General features: G+C 62.5%; 15 protein-coding genes. 7 read left to right on the top strand and 8 right to left on the bottom strand.

What is annotated here, in order from left to right:
• Window positions 1-21: 21 nt before the first annotated feature.
• The gene (locus tag FFR93_RS32555; RefSeq protein WP_138396251.1) at window positions 22-636 is read right to left on the bottom strand and encodes a TetR/AcrR family transcriptional regulator; all 615 of its coding nucleotides are present in this window, start codon (window positions 634-636) and stop codon (window positions 22-24) included.
• A gap of 95 nt (window positions 637-731) precedes the next feature.
• Here FFR93_RS32555 and FFR93_RS32550 point away from each other — a divergent pair, with 95 nt between their 5' ends.
• From FFR93_RS32550 to FFR93_RS32535, 4 genes are all read left to right on the top strand, one after another.
• The gene (locus tag FFR93_RS32550; protein ID WP_064708104.1) at window positions 732-1,460 is read left to right on the top strand and encodes an NIPSNAP family protein; all 729 of its coding nucleotides are present in this window, start codon (window positions 732-734) and stop codon (window positions 1,458-1,460) included.
• A 231-nt stretch (window positions 1,461-1,691) separates the two neighbouring features.
• The gene (locus FFR93_RS32545; RefSeq protein WP_138396250.1) at window positions 1,692-3,134 is read left to right on the top strand and encodes a M81 family metallopeptidase; all 1,443 of its coding nucleotides are present in this window, start codon (window positions 1,692-1,694) and stop codon (window positions 3,132-3,134) included.
• Window positions 3,135-3,182: 48 nt separating this feature from the next.
• Window positions 3,183-4,967 carry a gamma-glutamyltransferase family protein gene (locus tag FFR93_RS32540; protein WP_138396249.1) on the top strand — a complete coding sequence of 595 codons (1,785 nt, stop codon included), beginning with the start codon at window positions 3,183-3,185 and terminating at the stop codon, window positions 4,965-4,967.
• A gap of 249 nt (window positions 4,968-5,216) precedes the next feature.
• Window positions 5,217-6,551: a glucoamylase family protein gene (locus FFR93_RS32535; RefSeq protein ID WP_138396248.1), complete on the top strand. Its 1,335-nt coding sequence runs from the start codon at window positions 5,217-5,219 to the stop codon at window positions 6,549-6,551.
• Between the two features lie 7 nt (window positions 6,552-6,558).
• Here FFR93_RS32535 and FFR93_RS32530 read toward each other — a convergent pair whose 3' ends face one another.
• From FFR93_RS32530 to FFR93_RS32505, 6 genes are all read right to left on the bottom strand, one after another.
• Entirely contained in the window at window positions 6,559-7,596 is a 1,038-nt protein-coding gene (locus tag FFR93_RS32530; RefSeq protein ID WP_138396247.1) for an ABC transporter ATP-binding protein, read from the bottom strand.
• Window positions 7,593-9,173 carry an iron ABC transporter permease gene (locus FFR93_RS32525; protein WP_138396314.1) on the bottom strand — a complete coding sequence of 527 codons (1,581 nt, stop codon included), beginning with the start codon at window positions 9,171-9,173 and terminating at the stop codon, window positions 7,593-7,595. Before FFR93_RS32525 ends, FFR93_RS32530 begins: the two co-directional genes overlap by 4 nt.
• Before the next feature lie 150 nt (window positions 9,174-9,323).
• Entirely contained in the window at window positions 9,324-10,346 is a 1,023-nt protein-coding gene (locus FFR93_RS32520; RefSeq protein ID WP_138396246.1) for an iron ABC transporter substrate-binding protein, read from the bottom strand.
• Between the two features lie 186 nt (window positions 10,347-10,532).
• The gene (locus FFR93_RS32515) at window positions 10,533-12,071 is read right to left on the bottom strand and encodes an aldehyde dehydrogenase family protein (RefSeq protein WP_138396245.1); all 1,539 of its coding nucleotides are present in this window, start codon (window positions 12,069-12,071) and stop codon (window positions 10,533-10,535) included.
• 44 nt (window positions 12,072-12,115) lie between these two features.
• On the bottom strand, window positions 12,116-13,399 hold the full coding sequence (locus tag FFR93_RS32510; RefSeq protein WP_138396244.1) for an FAD-binding oxidoreductase: 1,284 nt from the start codon (window positions 13,397-13,399) through the stop codon (window positions 12,116-12,118).
• A 67-nt stretch (window positions 13,400-13,466) separates the two neighbouring features.
• Complete coding sequence (locus FFR93_RS32505) at window positions 13,467-14,879, bottom strand: VOC family protein (protein ID WP_138396243.1); 1,413 nt, start codon at window positions 14,877-14,879, stop codon at window positions 13,467-13,469.
• 112 nt (window positions 14,880-14,991) lie between these two features.
• Between FFR93_RS32505 and FFR93_RS32500 the strand changes: the two genes are divergently transcribed.
• The 3 genes from FFR93_RS32500 (at window position 14,992) to FFR93_RS32490 (ending at window position 17,530) form a co-directional block, all read left to right on the top strand.
• Window positions 14,992-15,900 carry a LysR family transcriptional regulator gene (locus tag FFR93_RS32500; RefSeq protein ID WP_138396242.1) on the top strand — a complete coding sequence of 303 codons (909 nt, stop codon included), beginning with the start codon at window positions 14,992-14,994 and terminating at the stop codon, window positions 15,898-15,900.
• Window positions 15,901-15,968: 68 nt separating this feature from the next.
• Window positions 15,969-16,205 carry an Lrp/AsnC ligand binding domain-containing protein gene (locus FFR93_RS32495; RefSeq protein ID WP_003567502.1) on the top strand — a complete coding sequence of 79 codons (237 nt, stop codon included), beginning with the start codon at window positions 15,969-15,971 and terminating at the stop codon, window positions 16,203-16,205.
• A gap of 146 nt (window positions 16,206-16,351) precedes the next feature.
• Window positions 16,352-17,530, top strand: coding sequence for a glycosyltransferase family 4 protein (locus tag FFR93_RS32490; RefSeq protein ID WP_138396313.1), 1,179 nt, complete (start codon window positions 16,352-16,354; stop codon window positions 17,528-17,530).
• 23 nt (window positions 17,531-17,553) lie between these two features.
• On the opposite strand, the gene FFR93_RS32485 is transcribed toward FFR93_RS32490, so the two are convergent.
• Window positions 17,554-20,865: an alpha/beta fold hydrolase gene (locus FFR93_RS32485; protein WP_138396241.1), complete on the bottom strand. Its 3,312-nt coding sequence runs from the start codon at window positions 20,863-20,865 to the stop codon at window positions 17,554-17,556.
• Between the last annotated feature and the right edge of the window lie 78 nt (window positions 20,866-20,943).

Raw genomic sequence — 20,943 nt, 5'->3', positions numbered from 1 at the left:
CTCCCTAAATGCGATTTCCGGTCAGGGCCGGCGGTAGCTCGCCGCCAGCAACGCCGCCAATTGGGCGCGGCACTCGCGGAGGGGGCCGACATCCTGGCTTGCCTTTGCCATTGTCATGGCGCCTGAATAGGCGGCAATGACCAGCGTTGCGACTGTCCGGGGATTGAGCCCGATGGCGCGTTTTTCCTCCAGATCTGCCGCAAACTTGGCGGAAAGCGCTTCGTGCCAGTCTCCGAATACGGCATCGACAAGTGCGCGCATTTCGGCGTCATGCTGTGAAACTTCCATTGCCATGTTGTTGAGCGGACAACCGGAGACCCGGTCCTTTTGTGTCAGTTCACCGATGATGGCTTCAAAAATAAGGTCTATGGCGGTCGGTGTATCCGCACATGTGCGCAGCGGTTCGATCCATGTCTGCCGAACGGCAGCAGCGACGCGGTCACGGATGACCGCAAGCCCGAGGTCGCGCTTTGCAGGAAAATGATGCGCCATTGCGCCGCCCGACACGGAAGCCCGCTCGCGCAGCTCAAGCATGCCGGTTGCGAGATAACCCTGCGTTACAAAGGCGTCATAGGCAGCATCGATAATCCTGCGGCGCACGCCCCCGGGGTCGTTGATTCTCTTGTTTTCGATCATCGCGTCTCACGTGAATCCGTACGTACACTAGCAGCTTGACAAAACAGGTCAATTGTCCTGTCTATAACAGGATGATCGACCTGTCAGGAAAAGCCATGAACCCTCATATCGTATTCGAACTTCGGCGCTATCGGCTTCTTCCCGCGCGCAGAGAGGCATTGATCGAGCTGTTCGATCGCGAGTTCGTTGAGCCCCAGGAGGCGCTGGGCATGCGCGTCGAAGGGGAATTTCGCGATCTCGGCGATCCCGATTGCTTTGTGTGGGTTCGATCCTTCAAGAACATGGACGCCAGAACGGATGCGCTCGCATCCTTTTATTCGGGCCCGGTCTGGAAGCAGCATGGATCGGCCGCCAACGCGACGATGCTGAATTCCGACAATGTTCTGCTGCTGAAGCCGGCGGCCGGCGTTCTTCCATTTGCGCATAACCTGCCGAGGCAGAAAGAGGCGGAGCGCGCGGGAGCACAAGGGCTGATCGTCGTGAATATCTGCTCGCTCGCACCCGGAACGGAGGAAGATTTTTCGGAATTTTTCCGCGACAGGGCGATGCCGGCCATGTTGGCGGCCGGTGCGCGGATCGAGGCGGTGTTTATGGCCGAGCGAAACAGGAACGGTTTTCCTCGCTTGCCGGTTCGCGAGGGAGAAACGGTGTTCGTCTGGTTTGAAGCTCACGCGGATCAAAGCGGTGCAGCCGCCTACCAGCACCGATTGCGGCAGAACCCGATCTGGACGGCGCAGATTTATCCATGGATGGACAGCCGGTGCTGGCGGAGTATCGATGTCGCACTGTTGACGCCGACGTCGCGGTCGCTTTGCGCCTGGTGAGCGATCTTGCCCGCACGTCGACGTAATTTCTTCCCCGGCAGTCACTGAAAAGATATTTTAGGATCGATCCGGATCGATTTTGTCATGCAATCCAGTTGATCGGCTCGTTTTGCGAACTATCATCAGGGTCGGATAATGGCGGCACGTCTGCAGAAATCGCCTCCGTCTTCACCTTCATCTCATCGTCGCCCGTCAAGTCCTGATCGCTCCCACTTTCAATCGAGGTTTCCCATGCGCATCGCCGTCGGCGGCATTCATATCGAGTGCAGCACATACAATCCCGTTCTGAACGAGGAGAAGGATTTTCGGGTGTTGCGCGGGGAGGGGCTGATGGAATCACCCTATTTCGCCTTCCTGAAGGATTATGGTGCCGAGTTCCTGCCGACGATCCATGCCCGCGCCATTGCCGGTGGGCCGGTATCGCGTGCCACCTATGAGGGCTTCAAGAGCGAATTTCTCGAGGGGCTGAAGCCGCTGCTGCCGCTCGATGGCCTCTATCTTGCCATGCACGGCGCCATGTATGTCGAGGGCATGGAGGATGCCGAAGGCGACTGGATCAGTGCGGCCCGCGCGCTCGTCGGCGAGGCATGCACCGTCTCGGCAAGCTACGACCTGCACGGCAACGTCACCCAGCGCATCATCGATGCGCTCGACATCTACTCCACCTATCGCACCGCCCCGCATATTGATGTCGAGGAGACGATGCGCCGCTCGGTCTCGATGCTGGTCAAGAGCTTGAAAACCGGCACAAGGCCGTTCGTTCTCTGGGCGCCGATCCCGGTCGTCCTGCCGGGAGAGCGCACCAGCACCGTGGATGAGCCGGCTAAGAGCCTCTATGCCAGGCTGCCCGAGATCGATGTCATTGATGGCGTCTGGGACGCATCGCTGATGGTCGGTTACGTCTGGGCCGACGAACCGCGCGCCACGGCCGCCGCTATCATGACCGGTACCGATCGTGCCGTGCTGGAGCGCGAGGCGAGACGTCTCGCCAAGGCCTATTGGGATGCCCGCGAAGACTTCGTCTTCGGCTGCGAGACAGGTTCAGTCGAGGAATGCGTTGCCAAAGCGATCACCAGCCCGACCGCTCCTGTCGTGCTCGCCGAATCCGGCGACAACCCGACCGGCGGCGGCGTCGGAGACCGGGCCGATGTCTTGGCCGAGCTGATAGCAAGAGGTGCCGACGGTGTCGTATTTGCCGGCATCGCCGACAAGGCGGCGACCGAGGCCTGTTATGCGGCAGGTGTCGGTGCGGAGCTTGCCTTGAGCGTCGGCGCCTCACTCGATACCAAGGGCAGCAGACCGGTCCATGCCCGCTTCACCGTCAAATTCCTGCATGAGACCCCCGACCCCGCCGATCGGCAGGCAGTCGTTTCGATCGACGGCATCGATCTCGTGCTTTCGGCCAAGCGGCGGCCCTACCACAATATCGCCGATTTCACCCGGCTCGGCCTCAATCCGCACGCAGCCAAGATCGTCGTCGTCAAATCGGGCTATCTCTCGCCGGAACTGGCGCCGATCGCCAATCCCAACCTGATGGCGCTGTCGGAGGGCGTGGTCGATCAGTTCGTCGAGCGCCTGCCGCGGCTGCGCAAGCAGCGTCCGACCTATCCCTTCGACAAGGATTTTGGCTTCGAGCCGCAGGTCTTCTTCTCCGCTCGTTCGCATCGCATTTGAGGCTCAATCGAGCAGAACGATATGGTTCGGCCAAAAAGGATGTTCGGCATGACCGGATTTACGACCCGTCCTGAAATTCTCGGCACTTTCGGCGTCGTCACCTCGACGCACTGGATCGGCTCGGCGGTCGGCATGAGCATTCTCGAAAAGGGCGGCAACGCTTTCGATGCGGCGGTGGCGACCGGTTTCGTGCTGCAGATCGTCGAGCCGCATCTCTGCGGCCCCGGTGGCGACCTGCCGGCGGTGATTTATTCAAAGAAGAAGGACAAGGTCGAGGTCATCTCAGCCCAAGGGCCAGCACCCGCCGGTGCGACGATCGAGCACTATACGAGGGAAGGCCTGACGCTTATCCCCGGTGACGGCCTGCTTGCGACGGTCATTCCCGGCGCCTTCGACGGCTGGATGCTGATGCTGCGCGACTACGGCACGATGAGCTTGCGCGAGGTGCTGGAACCGGCGATCTACTACGCGGAGCATGGCCATCCCCTGCTGCCGCGCGTCTCGGCCACCATCAAGGGGCTGGCGACTTTCTTCGAGAAGGAATGGCCGACCTCTTACCAAACCTGGATGCCTGGTGGCCTCGTGCCCGAGGCGCATGCGAACTTCCGCAATCCGGTGCTTGCTGCGACCTGGAAGCGCGTCATTGCCGAGGCCGAGGCGAAAAGCGGTCGGGAGGCGCAGGTGGAAGCGGCGCGCGACGCCTTTTATCGCGGCTTCATCGCCGAAATGATCGATGAGTATATTAAGGCCGCCGAGGTGATGGATGCAAGCGGAAGCCGCCACAAGGGCGTGCTGACAGCAGACGATATGGCCAACTGGTCGGCGACGATCGAGGCGCCGCTGACCTATGATTATCACGGCTGGACGATCGCCAAGACCGGGCCATGGGGCCAGGGGCCGGTCTTCCTGCAGACCCTGTCGATCCTGAAGGGTTTCGACCTCGCCGCGATAAGATCGGATGGCGCCGATTTCGTTCATACCGTCGTCGAAGCGATGAAACTCGCCTTTGCCGACCGCGAGGTCTATTACGGCGATCCCAGTTTTTCCGAGATCCCCGTCGCACATCTGCTGTCGGAGAGCTACGCTTCCGAACGCCGAAAACTCGTCGGCGCGGATGCCTCCTTCGACCTTCGCCCCGGCATCATTCCGGGTTTCGAAGCGCAGCATGATCTGACGATGAAGATGCTCGGCGCCGAGTCCAAGACCGGCGCCGTCTACGAGCCCACCATGGCGCATCTGTCTGAAAAGCGCGGCGACACCGTACATATCGACGTGATCGACCGTGAGGGCAACATGGTCTCCGTCACGCCGTCCGGCGGTTGGCTGCAGTCGTCGCCCACCGTGCCGGGCCTCGGCTTCTGCCTCAATTCGCGCGCGCAGATGTTCTGGCTAAAGCCAGGTTTGCCGACATCGCTTGCTCCGGGAAAACGGCCGCGCACGACGCTGACGCCCTCCCTCGGCCTCCATGAAGGCCGCCCAGCCCTTGCCTTCGGCACGCCGGGCGGCGATCAGCAGGAGCAATGGCAGCTTTCCTTCTTCCTTCGCCACGTCAATCACAAGTTGAACCTGCAGGCGGCAATCGATCAGCCGCTCTTTCACACCGCTCATTTTCCGAGCTCCTTCTATCCGCGCACCCGCGAACCCGGCAGCCTGATGGCGGAAGCGAATTTCGGTCCTGATGTGCTCGACGCGCTCGCCCGAAAGGGCCACAAGCTCACGATCACAGATGCCTGGACGATCGGCCGGTTGACCGCCGCACGGCGCGATGCCGACGGGCTTATGCGCGCCGCAGCCACCCCGCGCCTCATGCAGGCCTATGCAGTCGGCCGATAGCGGCCGCTTCGCAGAGGGCTTGCAAGGCTTCAAGCATTGCCGGAAATCCGCTGTGCCGGTGCGGTGCGCAGCCGTCCTTTTGCTGCACCGCTTATATGACTTATGCTAGATATTATTTCACCGATAATTGTTAACGACCAATCGCCTCCGTTTGTGTTCTCTTATCCTTGCGAATCAAAAAGGTTTGATTTGCCCGGGGACGACCACCATGTTCAAGCATGGGGCGGTGCAACAGTTGGGTAGGAGCCTATGCTGCAACGGATCGAAGACATTGATGCAGCCCTCATCGACAGGCTGCAGCATTCGGCTTTCAAGTACTTCCTGAAATATTCCAATCCCGAAAATGGCCTGGTGGCCGATACCTCGATCGGCGGCGTGCCGGCCAGCATTGCGGCTGTCGGCTTCGCTCTTTCCTCCTATCCCGTTGCTGTCGAGCGTTGTTGGATCACCCGCAAGGAAGCAGCCGAGCGCACGGTCAATACGCTGCGTTTCTTCGCCGAGGCACGCCAGGGCGAGGAGCGCCATGCGACCGGCCATCGCGGCTTCTTCTACCATTTCCTCCATATGGATAGCGGCAACCGCGCCTGGAACAGCGAGCTTTCGACGATCGACACCGCGCTGCTCATCGCCGGCGTGCTGACATCAGCGCAATATTTCAATCGCGAAGACGACGAGACGGAGACAGAAATCCGTGAACTCGCAACCTTCATCTACGAACGTGTCGACTGGCGCTGGGCGCTGAACAAGGGTGACACCATTTCCATGGGCTGGAAGCCCTCATCTGGTTTCCTGCGCTGGCGTTATCACGGCTTCGACGAGGCTATCATCCTTTATGCGCTGGCGCTCGCCTCGCCGACGCATCCCATTCCGCAGTCGAGCTACGACGCCTTCACATCGAGCTATTCCTGGATGACGTTCGGTGACCAGCCGTATCTCTATGCCGGTCCGCTGTTCATTCACCTCTTCTCGCATGCCTGGATCGATTTCCGCGGCATTCAGGACAGGCCGATGACGGAGCGTAACTGGGATTACTTCCGCAATACCCAGGTCGTGATCAACATGCAGCGTGACTATGCCGAGCGCAATCCCGGCGGTTTCGTCGGATACAACAGGAATGTCTGGGGCTTTACCGCCTGTGACGGCCCACCGCCGACCCGGCGCATGCGCGGCGGCCGCCAGCCCAAGGTCCTGGGTTATGCCGCACGCGGCGCCCCACTCGGACCCGATGACGGCACGATCGCACCCTGGGCCGCGCTTGCCTGCCTGCCCTATGACCGGCAGGCGGCCCTCGACGGCACCAAGGCGCTTCTGACCACCTATCCTAACCTGCTGTTGGAAGGCGGCTTCCCCGGCGGCTTCAATCCCACCGTCCAGACCAAACGGCCGGAAGGCTGGGTCGACGACCGAACCGTCGGCATCGACCAGGGGCTTGTCGTCATGACCGTGGAAAACGAGCGTTCCGATTTCATCTGGAAGCTGATGCGCCAATCGCCGGTCATCCGCCTCGGGCTCGAGCGCGCCGGCTTTACCGGTGGCTGGCTTGAGGGCATCGAGCCGCAAGAGCTGGTGCGCAGGGCCGGTTAGATCATGCTTAGCGCTCGAAGACGTGCGCCTTGCCCGATATATCCAGGCGAACGAGGTCGCCTCGCGAGGGAAGGGCGACGCTCGAGGTCTTGATCCGAATCGGCGGCAGGGCAACGCCATCCAGCGAGACGGCGACGGTGCAGACCGCGCCGCCGAACTCCACCTCGACCACCCGCCCGCCATAGTCGCGATTGCTTCCATCAGCAATGACACGGATCTGCTCGGGCCGCAGCATGATTTCCGCCTTACCTTGCCGGCTGCCCTCGACGGCGACGCGGCCGAGGGCGCAGTCGGCCTCGCCGTTCCGGATGATGGCCGGAAGCAGCACCGCATCACCGAGGAACAGCGCGGTCTCGCGATCCCTCGGATGCAGATACAGGGATTGCGGCGATCCGGCCTGGATCAGCCGCCCTTCCCTCAAGACCGCGACCTGATCGGCAAAGCTCAGCGCCTCTTCCTGATCGTGCGTCACGAGAACGGCGGTGATGCCGGCCGCCTGCAGCACACGCGCGACGGCCTTGCGCATGTTTTCACGCAAGCCGGTATCGAGCGCCGAGAATGGCTCGTCGAGCAGCATCAGCCGCGGCTTGCGACCGAGCGCGCGGGCGAGCGCCACGCGCTGCTGCTGACCGCCGGAAAGCTGGTGCGGGCGCCGCGCCAGCATGCCGCGGTCGAGCTCGACCAAATCGAGCAGCTCGGCGATGCGCCGGTCACGATCGGCCGCACCCCGTTCAAAACCGAAGCCGATATTCTCGGCCACGCTCAAGTGCGGAAACAGCGCGCCATCCTGCGAGACGATGCCGATGCCCCGCTTGTGAGCCGGCACCGCCGCCGGGCCATCGGCCAGCACGTCGCCATCCAGTGTAACCTTGCCGGCATCGGCTTGCTCGAAGCCGGCGATGATGCGCAGCAGCGTCGTCTTGCCCGAGCCGGACGGGCCGACGACGGCGGTGCGGCTGCCGGCCTGAACGTCGAGCGAAATATGCTGCAACGCCTGGACGGGCCCATAACGCTTGCTGATGTTTTCGATCGTGAGCAGTGTCATTGGCCGGCGGTCCGTTTCGATTGGGCATAAAGCGTCAGAGTGAGCGGCAGCGACAGCACGACCATCATGAAGGCGTAGGGGGCGGCCGAGACATAATCGATCTCGCTCGTCAGCGACCAGAATTTCGTCGCCAGCGTATCGATGCCGTTGGGCGAGAGCATCAGCGTCGCCGTCAGTTCGTTGGTGATACCAAGTGCAGTCAAGGCAACGCTGGCGGCTGCTCCCGGTGCGGCAAGCCGCATGGTGATTTGCCGTACGGCCTGACCTGGGGTTCGGCCAAGGCCCATCGCGGCTCGCTCCAGCTCCACCGGTGCCTGGGCAATGCTGGCGCGCAACCCGACCATGGCGCGCGGCAGGAAAAGCATGACATAGGCGACGAGCAGCGTTGCGAAGGTCTGATAGAGCGGCAGCACCAGGCGTACGGTGATCGTCACCAGCGCCAGCGCCACGACGACGCCCGGCAACGAGCCGACATAATAATGGCAGGCTTCGAGCACGCGCTGGAAGCGCCCGGGCGCGCGCACGGAGAGCCAGGCCATGGGTGCTGCGGCAATCGTCGCCAGCACGCCACCGGCAACGGCAAGAACGATCGTCTGCACGAAGGCGCTGCCGACCTCGATGCGCCAGATCTCGCTGCCGCCGAGATAGAGCCAGCGGCCGAGCGTCATCAACGGCACGCCGAGCGTCAGCACCGCCAGGACTAAAGGCAGCAGGATGGCCGGGATCACGAACCAGCCGAGACGCCGGCGATCGGCCGGACGCGGCGAGCCGGAACCGACGCGGGCATAGCGTTCATTGCCGCGCAAGAGAATTTCGAGGCCGAGCAGGAAAAGACAGCAAGCGACGAGAACGCCGCCGAGCATGTTGGAGGCCGGGCTGTTGTAGGAGGATTGAAACTGGTCAACGATCGCGGTTGCGAAAGTATCGAACCGGATCATGACGAACAGGCCGTATTCCGACAGCAGATGCAGCGCAATCAGCAACGAGCCGCCGCAAACGGCAAACCGCAGTTGCGGCAGCACGGTGCGGAAGAAGACGCGCCAGGGATCGAGACCAAGCGAGGCCGCGGCATCTTCGATGGCCGGATCGAGACGGCGCAGCGCTGCGGCAACCGGCAGATAGAGGAAGGGATAATAGGCGATGACCGAAACGAAGACGCCGCTTTGAAGGCCGCGCATGCCGGGAATGAGGCTGACCCAGGCATAGCTGTGCACGAAGGCGGGCACCGCGAGCGGCGCGATCGCCAGCCAGGCCCAGAGCCTGGCGAATGGAATATCCGTGCGCTCGGTTAGCCAGGCAAGCGTCACGGCAAGCGCGACCGACAGCGGAATGGTAATCGATTCCAGCAGAACCGTATTGACGAGAAGGTCGCCGACGCGCGGCCGGAAGACCAGCGCCTTCACCGTTTCCCAGCCGACATCATAGGTGACCCAGCCGATGAAGCCGAGCGGCACGAGGCTGAAGATCGCGAGGACGGTTGCGAGAAGCACCACGGAAGCGTGCGGCATGCGCCCGCGCGGCAAAACCATTCGCATGGTCCGGGGCGCGGCCGGCGCATCGTTGCCGGATGCGAGCAATCTGTTGTCCTGCAGCAAGGCCGATGCCTTCACACGCTGAAAAAGTGAGGCAACCGCCTTCGAGAGGACGGTTGCCGGATATCGTCATGCCCTAAGGTTTTCTTGACCCAAAAGCAATAGTTTTGGCCGGAAGGAGCCTGCGGCAGAAGGTCAGATAAGACCCGCGGCCGTCATCAGCTCCACGACCTTCTTGCTGTCGAGGGTGGAAGCTTCGACCTTTGGAGCGTTGAGATCGGCCAGCGGAGTGAGCTTGTCGTTAGAGGGTGCATCCTTGCCGATGGCATATTCATAGGACGTGCCGTCCTTGAGAATTGCCTGGCCGGCCTTGCCGGTGACGAATTTCAGGAAAGCCTGGGCTTCCTTCATGTGCTGGGTGGACTTCAGGACGCCGCCGCCCGAAACACTGACGAAAGCGCCCGGATCCTGGTTCTTGAAATAGTGCAGCCCGACATTCTTGCTGTTCTCGCCGGTTTTGGCCTGATCGCCGAACCAGTAATAATGGTAGATGACCGCGCCTTCGACTTCGCCTGAATTGACGGCCTTCATGGCGACGCTGTTGCCCTTGTAGGGGGTGGCGTTGTCCTTGAGGCCCTTCAGCCATGCCTTGGTGGCGTCTTCGCCCTTCAACTGCAGCAGGGAGGCGACGATAGCCTGGAAGTCGGCGCCGGCGGGTGCTGCACCCCAGCGGCCCTTCCAGGCCGGATCGGCCAGGTCGAGCAACGACTTCGGCAGCTTGTCTTCGCTGAGCTTCGTCTTGTCATAGACGAAAACCGTGGTGCGGGCGGCGATGCCGGTCCACATGCCGTCGGCCGGGCGATACTGCTCCGGGACCTGGTCCAGTGTTTCCTTTTCGACCGGCGCAAAGAGACCCGCTCCATCGACCAGCGCCATGGCCGGCGAATTCTCCGTCAGGAATATGTCCGCGGGAGAAGCATCGCCTTCCTGGACGATCTGGTTGGCGAATTGCATGTCGCTGCCCTGTCGCATGGTGACCTTGATGCCGGTCTCCTTGGTGAAGGCATCGATCCATTCGCGGCCGAGGCTTTCGTGCTGGGCGTTGTAGACGACGAGGCCTTCGTCCTGCGCATTGGCGCCGCCTGCGAGCGCCGTGGCGGTGAGAAGCGAAGCGGCGAGCGCCAGCAGGTGGGGAAAACGGTTAACAGCAACAGTCATGATGGCCTCCATGGCAATGTCACCCGGCGGGGTAAGAGGCGTATATTTTTCTGGACAAGCTATTTCAAGTTTCGCCGCCGGGAAAGAGCATCAAAATATCTTGACCCTATGATTCAAACCACGAGGGAAGAAATCTCGATTCAGCCAGAAGGCGACGCTCGGCCAGCATCGCCTTTTTCGAGATGCTTATTCGACGTCGAACTTGACGCCTTGGGCGAGCGGCAGCGTGCTGCCGTAATTGATCGTGTTGGTCGCGCGGCGCATGTAAGCCTTCCAAGCGTCGGAGCCGGATTCGCGCCCGCCGCCGGTCTCTTTTTCGCCGCCGAAGGCGCCGCCGATCTCGGCTCCCGAAGGCCCGAGGTTGACGTTGGCGATGCCGCAATCCGAGCCGCGCGCCGAAACGAAGGTTTCCGCCTCGCGCATGTCGTTGGTGAAGATCGACGACGACAATCCCTGCGGCACGGCATTGTGCAAGTCCAGCACTGCGTCGAAATCGCTGTATTTCATCACATAGAGGATCGGGGCGAAGGTCTCGTGCTCGACCGGGCCGGTCTGCGCGGGCATTTCGACAAGCGCGGGACGTACGTAGAAGGCATCGGCCGAGCCATTGTCGACGCGTTCGCCGCCGGTCACCTTGCCGCCGACCGATGCCGCCTCGCGAAGCGCTGCCTGCATCTTCTCGAAAGCCTGGCCGTCGATCAGCGGTCCCACAAGCGTGCCGGCTTCCAGCGGATTGCCAATGGTGACCGAGCCGTAGGCCTTCTGCAGGCGTGGCACCAGTTGGTCGTAGACGCTTTCATGGACGAAGAGACGGCGCAGCGTCGTGCAGCGCTGGCCAGCCGTTCCCATGGCGGAGAAAGCGACGCCGCGCAGCGTCAGGTCCAGATCGGCGCTCGGGCAGACGATCGCTGCATTGTTACCCCCAAGTTCGAGGATGGCGCGGGCAAAACGCTGCGACAGGCGCGGGCCCACGGCGCGGCCCATGGCCGTCGAGCCGGTGGCTGATACAAGCGGGATTTTCGGGTGGTCGACCAGCACCTCGCCGACCTCACGGCCGCCGATGATCAAGGTGGACAGATTGGCGGGCGCCTTGCCGCCCTCGGCGACGAAGCGCTTCAGGGCCTTTTCGAACAGCGCCTGCACGGCAAGCGCGGTCAACGGCGTTTTTTCCGACGGTTTCCAGACGGTGGAATTGCCGCAGACCATCGCAAGCGCTGCGTTCCACGACCAGACGGCGACCGGGAAGTTGAAGGCGGAAATGATGCCGATTGCGCCCAGCGGGTGCCAGCTTTCCATCATCCGGTGTTCGGAGCGCTCAGTGGCGATCGTCAGGCCATAGAGCTGACGCGACAGGCCGACGGCGAAATCGCAGATGTCGATCATCTCCTGAACCTCGCCGAGGCCTTCGGAGGTGATCTTGCCGACTTCGATCGAGACGAGGCGGCCGAGCGCCGTCTTGGCGCTGCGCAGCTCCTCTCCGAGCAGGCGGATCAGCTCGCCGCGCTTGGGCGCAGGCACGGAACGCCATTCGAGGAAAGCCTTATGCGCCTCTTCGATCGCCGTTTTCGTTTCGGAGACGGAATGTTCTCTGAGTTTGCCGATTTCCTTGCCCGTGACCGGCGAGGCGACGGACAGCGTGCCGCCATGATAGCGGCCGGCATCGACGCCGAGTTCGGCGAGCAGCTTGGCGGTTTCGGTGGCGAGGTCGAGGACGGCGATGGTCATTGTCGTGTTTCCAATCTTATTGTTCTCAGGAGCGCTGTCGGTTCTCAGAAGCGGGCATCGGCGAAATGGGCGACCTGAGCGCCGGCTTCGTACCATAGTTCCTTGAGCGCACGGAAGCTCGGTTCGGTGGGTGACGTCAGCGGCAGCGGCAGATCGGCCTCGGCAAGCCGGCCGAGAATATGTTCGGCCAGAGTTCGGCCGAAGACCGTGCCGGGGGCTATGCCGCGGCCATTATAGCCCGAAAAGCCGATGACATTGGGGGCGAATTTGTGAAAGCGCGGCAGCGCATTGTCGGTCATGCCGATCTGCCCGTACCATTCGCATTCGAATTCGACGTCGCCGATATCGGGAAAGAGCCGCTTCAAGGCGCGCTTGGCCCAGCCCTTGTGCACCGCAAGCCCGGTATTGCGCAACGCGCCGACGCTGCCGAAAACGAGCCGTCCAGCCTGATCCATGCGGAAGGAGGACAGAATATCCTTGGTATCCCACGCGCCTTCCCGCCCCGGCAGTATCGACTGACGCAGATTGTGGCCGAGCGGCACGGTGGCGAAATTGAAATAAGGCAGATAGACCTGCTCGTTGCGGACCTGCTCGAATGGGCCGGTGCTATAGGCATCGGTCGCGACGATGATCCATTCCGCGCTGACCTCGCCGCTCTCCGTCTTCACGGTCCAGCGGCTGCCGCGACGCTCCGTTGCGATGACGGGGCTCGATGTATGGATGACGACGCCCGCCTTGACGGCGGCATGGGCGAGGCCGCGCGCATAGGCAAGCGGCTGCAGCGTTCCGGCGCGCATGTCGAGCAGTGAGCAGGCATAGGCCTCGCTGCCGGTGCGCTTGGCCGTCTCAGCTGCATCGAGCAGCACGACGGGCGCGCCGCGGGCTGACCATTGCGCCGCGCGCTCCTCGACCTCCTTCAGCCCGTCGGCGCCGACGGCGCAGTGCAGAGTGCCGTTGCGTTCGAGTTCGCAGGCGATTCCATGTTTGTCGATCAGTTCCATGACGAGCTTCGGCGCATTGCCGAGCAATTCGAGCAGGCGTTCGCCATGGATTGGGCCGAGCACGCCGGGCAGGTCGTTGGGCATCACCCACATGCCGGCATTGATCAGGCCGACATTGCGCCCCGCGCCGCCGAAACCGATCTCTTTCGCCTCCAGGAGCACCACCTTCGACCCGGCTTCGGCAAGATGCAGGGCTGCGGAAAGACCGGTATAGCCACCGCCAACGATGACCACGTCGACCGGCACCGCGCCTTGGAGAGCCGAGGTCGCCGGCGGTTTGCCTGCGGTCTTTTCCCAGAGGCCGTGGGAGCGCGGATCATTCAGCATGGCACGGTCCGATCGGATTGAAACCGGAATACTCTAGCGCATAAGAACAGGTGTTGAAGCGGTGATTTCACGCAACGGTCCTCAGCTGCAGGCCCGTGAGCCCGAGCGCCTCCATCGCGGCATCCAGCGACGCGGCCTGCCGTTCCGCATAAAGCGCCAGTTCGTCCTGAACGGTCGCTCCGAGTGCGGTCTCGAAGGCGTCGCGGTTCGAGCGCGTCGCATAATTCTGCTGCTGGTCGGTGCCGAGATTCGACTGGAAGATGCCGGCCGCACTGACGGGCAGGAAGTCTTCATAGACAATCGGCGCAAAGGCGAGGTAGCCCTTGGCGATCAGCGCTTCGGGATCGCGCGGCAACGTGCTGGCCACGGCAGCTTCGATGCCGGCAGGTGTGGCGGAATAACGGAAGAAGGCGAGATCCTGCCTGCGCAGCTCATCCCAGCTGTCCGGCAGCGCCTTGAAGCGCTCGGCCAGTTCCTGATCATAGGCGCCGGCCTTGGCGCCGCCGGCGCCGACCTGCACTTCGCCGCGCACAGAAGCCAGCAGCTGGTCGTAGAGTGTCCGGCCCTTCGCCGTCAACGCCACGCCGCGTTGTTCGATCTCGCCGAAGCGGGCGGTATGCGTACCCTGGACCGCGCCCTCGTCTCCTAAGAAGACGATCGCCTCCTCCAGCGCCTTGAAGCTCGTCTGCCGCAGCAGGATATCGCATTGCCGGCGCGGCGGCCCTTCGATCACGGCCTTGGGCGTGATGCCGCGTTCCGGCATTCGGGCCTGCACGGCATCGATATCGAGCGTGCGCGGCGTCAGGTGGTTGATGTGCGGCCCCTTGAAGCTGACGACGTCGGCAATCAGACGATGCGCGTCGTGCAGGCGCTTGTAGGTTTCGGCACTGACCGTCGCCTCGCCGTGCCAGCGGAAGGTTTCAAGCGCTTCGGCGACGAATTCGGTCGCTTCCGCCTCGGTCAGGCCGCCATTCTGCTCGTGGCGCTCGATCAGTGCGATGGCGCGCGGCGTATAGATGCGCCGCGCTGCCAGAATGGTTTCGGCCTCCCGACGCAGGCTTTCATCCTCGATCAGTTCCAGGCGCAGCAGCGAGGTGAAGACGCGGAAAGGATTGATGTTGAGCGCCGTCTCGTCGATCGGCCGGAAGCAGGTGGAGTGAACCGGTACGCCGGCAACCGAAAGATCGTAATAACCGACCGCCTGCATACCCATGACGGCAAACAGCCGGCGTATGGTGAAAAGCTCTTCCGCCGTACCGAGCCGGATGGCGCCGTGGCGCTCGACATCGATGCGATCAAGCTCACCGGCACGCGCCAGGCGCTCGCGTAGATCCGGATTGCTTTCGAGGAAGCCGGCATTCACATCCGCCACCAGTTCGATCAGCGTGCCGTATTGCGGCACCTCCGTCCGGTACATCTGCGACATCGCTTCGGTGAATAGCGAACGGATACGGTCTGTGGAAACGAAGGCTTGCGGCATCTTGGAAAACTCCGGCTCATTCCGTTTTTGCAGGATGAAACTCTTTACAATCTCTAGAAAGCCGAAAATATCGATATTTCGGAAATAGCCCATTCTGAAACGGAATGACAGAATGACAATGCGCGCTTCAAGACGTTTCCTGCCGTCGATTTCGCACCTCGCCGCCTTCGAGGCGGTCGCCCGTACGGGCAGCGTGACCGCGGCGGCGCGCGAGCTCGATCTGACGCAGAGCGCCGTCAGCCGTCAGGTGAGCGCGCTGGAGGAGCAGCTTGGCGTCGAACTCTTCCTGCGCGAACGCCAGACCATGCGGCTGACGCTGGCCGGCGACAGCTATGCCCGGGAGATTCGCGAGGCGCTGCGGCGCATCTCGAGCGCCTCCCTGAACCTGCGCGCCAATCCGCATGGCGGCACGCTGAATCTCGCCATCCTGCCGACCTTCGGCACACGCTGGCTGGCGCCGCGCCTAGGGCGCTTTCTCGGCGCCAATCCCGGTGTGACCATCAACCTCGCCACCCGGCTTTCGCCCTTCGACTTCCGGCTCGATTCGATCGACGCCGCGATCCACTTCGGCCACCCGCACTGGCCCGGCGCGGAACTGACCTTGCTGATGTCGGAGCGCACGGTGCCGGCCTGCAGTCCTGATTTTCTGAAACAGCACCGGATTTCGCGGCCAGAGGATCTGCTTGCCGTACCGCTTCTGCATCTGACGACGCGCCCTGACGCCTGGGAGCAATGGTTCGCCGGCAACGGCGTTTCCTTCGAAAACGTGAACGGTATGCTCTTCGACCAGTTCGCCACCGCCGCGCAAGCGGCGATCGCCGGCCTCGGGGTGGCGCTGTTGCCGACATTCCTGATGCAGGAAGAGCTCAAGCGCGGCGATCTCGTCGCCGCCGTCGGCCGGGAGATGGAGAGCCGCGAGCGCTATTATCTCGCCTTTCCCAGCGAGCGCGCCGATTATGCGCCGCTTGCCGCCTTTCGCGACTGGATCGTCGCGGAAGCGGCCGCGCGCCCGGCCGCGTGAGGAACGGCTTGCATCGGCATGGTGCTTTCGACCATTATGCGCGCCAAACAACGTTGCAGGAAATTTCCATGAAGCCGATCTTCGTCCAGCTCCAATGCGCACCCGGCAAGACCTATGAGGTCGCCGACGCCATCTACCAGACCGAGCTGGTCTCGGAGCTCTATTCCACAAGCGGCGATTACGATCTGCTGTTGAAGGTCTATATCGAGGAAGGCCAGGACATCGGCAAATTCATCAACGACAATATCGCCAATATTCCGGGCATCGTCCGGTCGTTGACGACGCTCACCTTCAAAGCCTTCTGAATTCCCGTCAGACACGGTTAACCCTGTCGCGAAGAATCGCTTCCCCAGGACGTCGCTGAAACCACGCCTTAACGCCTGCGATATCTGGTCGCTGCTATAAAATCCGCGCCAACACGCGTTTTGGCATGCGCAGCGATAGGTGGAAAATGGCGATCGTCGAGGCAGATAGGGCGTGCGAGAATCCGCAGCCGCAAACGGCTCCGCTGATCGTCCATGTCGTACGCCAGTTCCTGCCCAATCGCGGCGGCTTGGAAGACGTCGTCGCCAATCTCAGCCGCCAGACCCTCCGGCGTGGCTATCGTGTCCGCGTCGTCACGCTGAACTCGCTGTTCACCGCGCCTGAGGATAGGCTGCCGGCTCGGGAGAATATCGACGGCATGGAGGTGGTGCGCATCCCCTGGTCCGGCAGCAGCCGTTATCCGCTGGCGCTGGAGGTTTTTCGCCATCTCGGTGATGCCGATCTGCTGCACGTCCATGCCATCGACTTCTTCTTCGACGCGCTCGCCTGGGGCCGGATGCTGCACGGCAAACCGATGATCGTCACCACCCATGGCGGCTTCTTCCACACCAGGAAATACGCGGCGATCAAGAAGATATGGTTCCGCACGCTGACCCGCGTCTCGGCGAGGGCCTATCGCCGCGTCGTCTGCTGCAGCGCCTCCGATCTCAAGCAGTTCTCCGAGATCGCGCCTGATAGCGTGCTGATCGAGAACGGCGCCGATATCGGCAAGTTCGCCGATACCGCGTCGCGTCGCGCAAGGCGCCGCATCGTCACCATCGGCCGATTTTCGGTGAACAAGCGGCTGGACCACCTGCTTGACGCGATGGCGGTGCTGAAGAGCGGCGATCCGGAATGGCATCTCGACATTGTCGGGGCCGAATCCGACCTGAACCGGGTGGATATCGAAGGCGAGATCGAAAGCCGGAACCTGACCGGCCGCGTCACCCTGCACGTGTCGCCAGACAATGATACCATCCGCCGCATCATCACTGAGGCTTCACTCTTCGCCTCCGCCTCGGAATATGAAGGTTTCGGGCTGGTGGCGCTGGAGGCGATGAGCGCCGGCCTGTTGCCGGTGCTGAACGCCAACGATGCCTTTCAAACGCTCGCCGGCCGGCATCCCATCATCAGGCTTGCCGATTTCACCAGTCCGCAGACCGCCGCGGCCGCCATGGAATCGGTCTATGACGACCTTGCGCGCCGACAGGACGCCGTTCGCTCGGAGCTTCTCGACGCCGCTCGCGGCTATTCCTGGGATATCGTCGCCGGGCGCTACATCGATCTCTACAGATCGCTTGATATCGTCGCCGCGGAAAGCCTCTGATCCCCGCCTGCCGGAAGATCTGCTTACGCTCTGGCGAGACGAACGATCTCGTCGAGCACGAACTTGCGTGATTGCGGCGGCGTCAGATTGTGGTCGGCATCCGGCAGCATCAGCAGCCGCACATTGGGATAGCGGGAAAGTCTGGCGCCGCGCGGGCCGAAATGGAAATAGACATGGTCGAGGCCGACGTCGCCTTCGCTGTAAATCAGCGTCAGCGGCACTTTGCGCTTGCCGAACAGGGCGAAGGACTGCCGGACCTCGCGGGCGATGTGACGCCTGTCGGGAAGCAGTTCGAGCAAGGGCGCGATGAAGGGCGACAGTCGCCGGCCGCCGGCGATGACGATGTTTCGCAGTGCCGACACCACGTCCACCTGCCCGCGCAGAAGCCGCTTCAGCGTGTCGAGCCGCGCCAGGCGCTGGCCGTAATCGTCGAGGCTGCGGGGAACGGAGACGACATGCTCGCGGCGCACCGGCACCTTCGGATCCCAGTAATAGACGAAGGGATTGATCGAGACGACCGCCTTCAGCCGCTCGTCGGCGACGCCGGCGCGGAAGGCGACATAGCCGCCGCTGCACCGGCCGGCGACCATGACGGGGCCGGCAACGACGCTTTCGAGCAGATCGAGAGCGGCGATCGCGTCGTCGGTCTGCGTCATCGAGTAAAGCACCTGCTCCGGCGCATCCGGCCGCGGCGGACTGTCGCCGACATTGGCGGAATCAAAGCGCAGAGAAACGACGCCCTGGCGCGCGAGTTCCCGCGCCATATCCACTGTCGTCCGCCCCCATCCGGCATGCCGGTCATAAGCAGTCGACAGGAAGAGCACGGCATTGCCCTTGATCTCTCCGAGCGGCCGGCTGACGACACCGACCAGATGATCGTGGCTTCCGAAACGCACCGGTGTTTCCACGAAACCTTCGCCGGCAAGCGGCGTGGTTTCGATCGCTGCCGGCGAATGCGCGGCGGATCTCTCCGCCGTCGTCGCCTTCAGCCAAGCCGTCAGAAGCTCGACGACGGCCATGGGTGTCTTGGCGAAGAGCGGATTGGTGACGAGCTCGTCATAGCCGTCGAAGACTTTCTGTTCGACATCGGCGCCAAGCGCCTTCAGCGCATCGGCAAAGCCGGTATCCTCCGCCCTGACCGGGCGTTCCAAGATCAGATAACGCGACGCTGCCAACCCTTGCGGCGAACCGATGTTGAGTTTGCCGAGCTCGGCGGCGATCTCTTCCGGCATGACAAGCCCAGCGATCTGCACCTTTGCCGCCTGCACGTGCTGCTGGCCGAGGCCGAGATCGGCGTCGATGATCTTGGACCACATGTTGAGTTCACGCAGATAGGCGCGGCCGCTTAGCACCGGCGCCAGCATGACGAGGCTGTCGACGCCATCGATCGAGGAGCCGATGCGCTGGGCAAGGGTTGCGCCAAGACCTTGTCCGATCAGGATGATGCGGTCGCAGCCGGTAAGCGATTTCAGCTTGGCGGCCGCCGCGCGAATCGAGTTTTCCCAGGTTTCCAGCTTTGCCGGCAGCGCCCCGAAATCGAGCGCATCGCCAGTGCCGCGGTAATCGAAGCGCAGGCTGGGTACACCAATATCGGAGAAATGTTCGGCCGCGACGCGGAAGAATTTGCGGCTGCACATTTCCTCGAAGCCCCATGGGCTGACGAAGAGCACCGCGGCCGAGCGCTTCCTGGTCTCAGGATTTTCAGGCATGAACAGGCCGATCGTGCCGTCGAAGACGACAGGCAAGGCGGCGTTGCGTCCCGCACCTTCGGCCGGTTCGAGCGAAAATTCGCCGGGCGCGACCTTGGCGCGGTCGGGATCGCCGGGGCGCCCCGGCGCGATGAAGTCGACAACGCGGCCGACCGACCGCCGCAGCGCCGACGGCATCTTTTCGACAATGGAGCGCATGACCTCGACATCCTCGGCAGGCACGGCCCGCAGCACCCGGAGTGCTGCGAAATGGGCGAGCGTACCGGCGATAATCGCGAAGACAAGACCGATCAGGCCTTGGACGAATTCCAGCACCGATATCGCCGCGCAGGCGCACAATATGGCGGCGAGCGTCACCTTCGTCAGGCTTGCGTAGAGACCCGAAAGCTGGGACCCGAATCCTGTCTGTCTGATCATCATCACCGACATCGCCACGAACACGAGAATGCGCACGAGTGCGGCCCCCTCGGCGGCAAGCCTAGGTATGATCAGTAAACAACCCGCTACCATGAGGAGGCCACCTATCACACTGATGTTGAGGCGGGAGCGGGCTTTGTCCATCGACAGCAGATAGAGGCTGAGGATCTGCATAAAGGTATAGGCAGGCGCGACGAGCGCGAGCAGCGCGACCACCGTGCCGCTGCGGCGGAAAGCTTCCCCGAACACCACGAGCACCAGTTCGCTGGAGATCGCGGCAAGCCCGAAGCTCATCGGCAGCACGATATAGGCCATGCTGCGCGTGACGGCGGCGAAGACCTCGACGGGCAGGGTCGAATCGTCGCTGCTGTGCCGCCGTTCGGAATAATAGGGCAGCAGGCTGCCGGTCATTTGGATCGGCAGCTGCAGCGCAATGTTGGCGATCGACAGGCCGACCGCATAATAGCCGACCATTTCCACCGACCAGAACTGCTGCAGGAAGAGCAGTTCGAGCCGGTTGAGGAAGATGGAATCGATGATGAACTGGATCGACAGGATGACCGAGGAGGAGGCGAGATACTTCAGCGAAACCCCGCACCAGTCGCGCCGTGCAAGAAGGATCGGCAGTGTGGCGAAAAACAGCACGAGCTGGCCAAGTGCATAACCGACGAGAACGCCCTCGACGCCATAGAGAACGGCGCCGGCGGCGACGCCGGCGAGCTGTATGATGGAGACCGCAACTGTCAGCTTGAAGAAGGTGCCGAGCTTCTTTTCGCCGATCAGGTAGAATTTGACGAAAGACCCGATCGCCTGGACGAAAAACAGCGCGCCGGTGACGAGCGCGACGGAAGGCGCGGTTTCCGCCCAGTGCATCTCCTCGGAAGTCAGGAAAAACAGGGCGTAGAGCGCCAGCAGCAGCACCGTCGAAAATATCATGAAGCTGACGAGAATGGCGGCGAACCCCCGCCGCCGGCGCGCGTCATAGCCCTCCGCCGAAAGCTGCGGCAGGGTCTTCAACAGCGTGATGCTGGACCCAAGCTCGGCGATCGAGGCACCTGTCATCACCAGCCAAAGCGAGAAGGCGACGATGCCGTTGGCCTCCGGCCCAAGCAGCCGCGCGGTGATGATTGAGGAAACGAAGCCCGTCAGCAAAAGCAGCATGCCTGCCGCCGCATTCATCACCGAATTTGCGATAATACCCTTCGACATCTGTCCATCCGTCAGGATCGACCCAAAGCGCGTTGCGATCCTTCAGATTCGCTTCTCACGCTCTAGCTCTTTGTTTTT

It is taken from the genome of Rhizobium sp. MHM7A, from assembly GCF_005862215.1.
Taxonomy (GTDB): Bacteria; Pseudomonadota; Alphaproteobacteria; order Rhizobiales; family Rhizobiaceae; genus Rhizobium; species Rhizobium bangladeshense.
The sequence above is the reverse complement of the archived record's forward strand: the minus strand, read 5'-3'. Positions and strand labels throughout refer to the sequence as shown.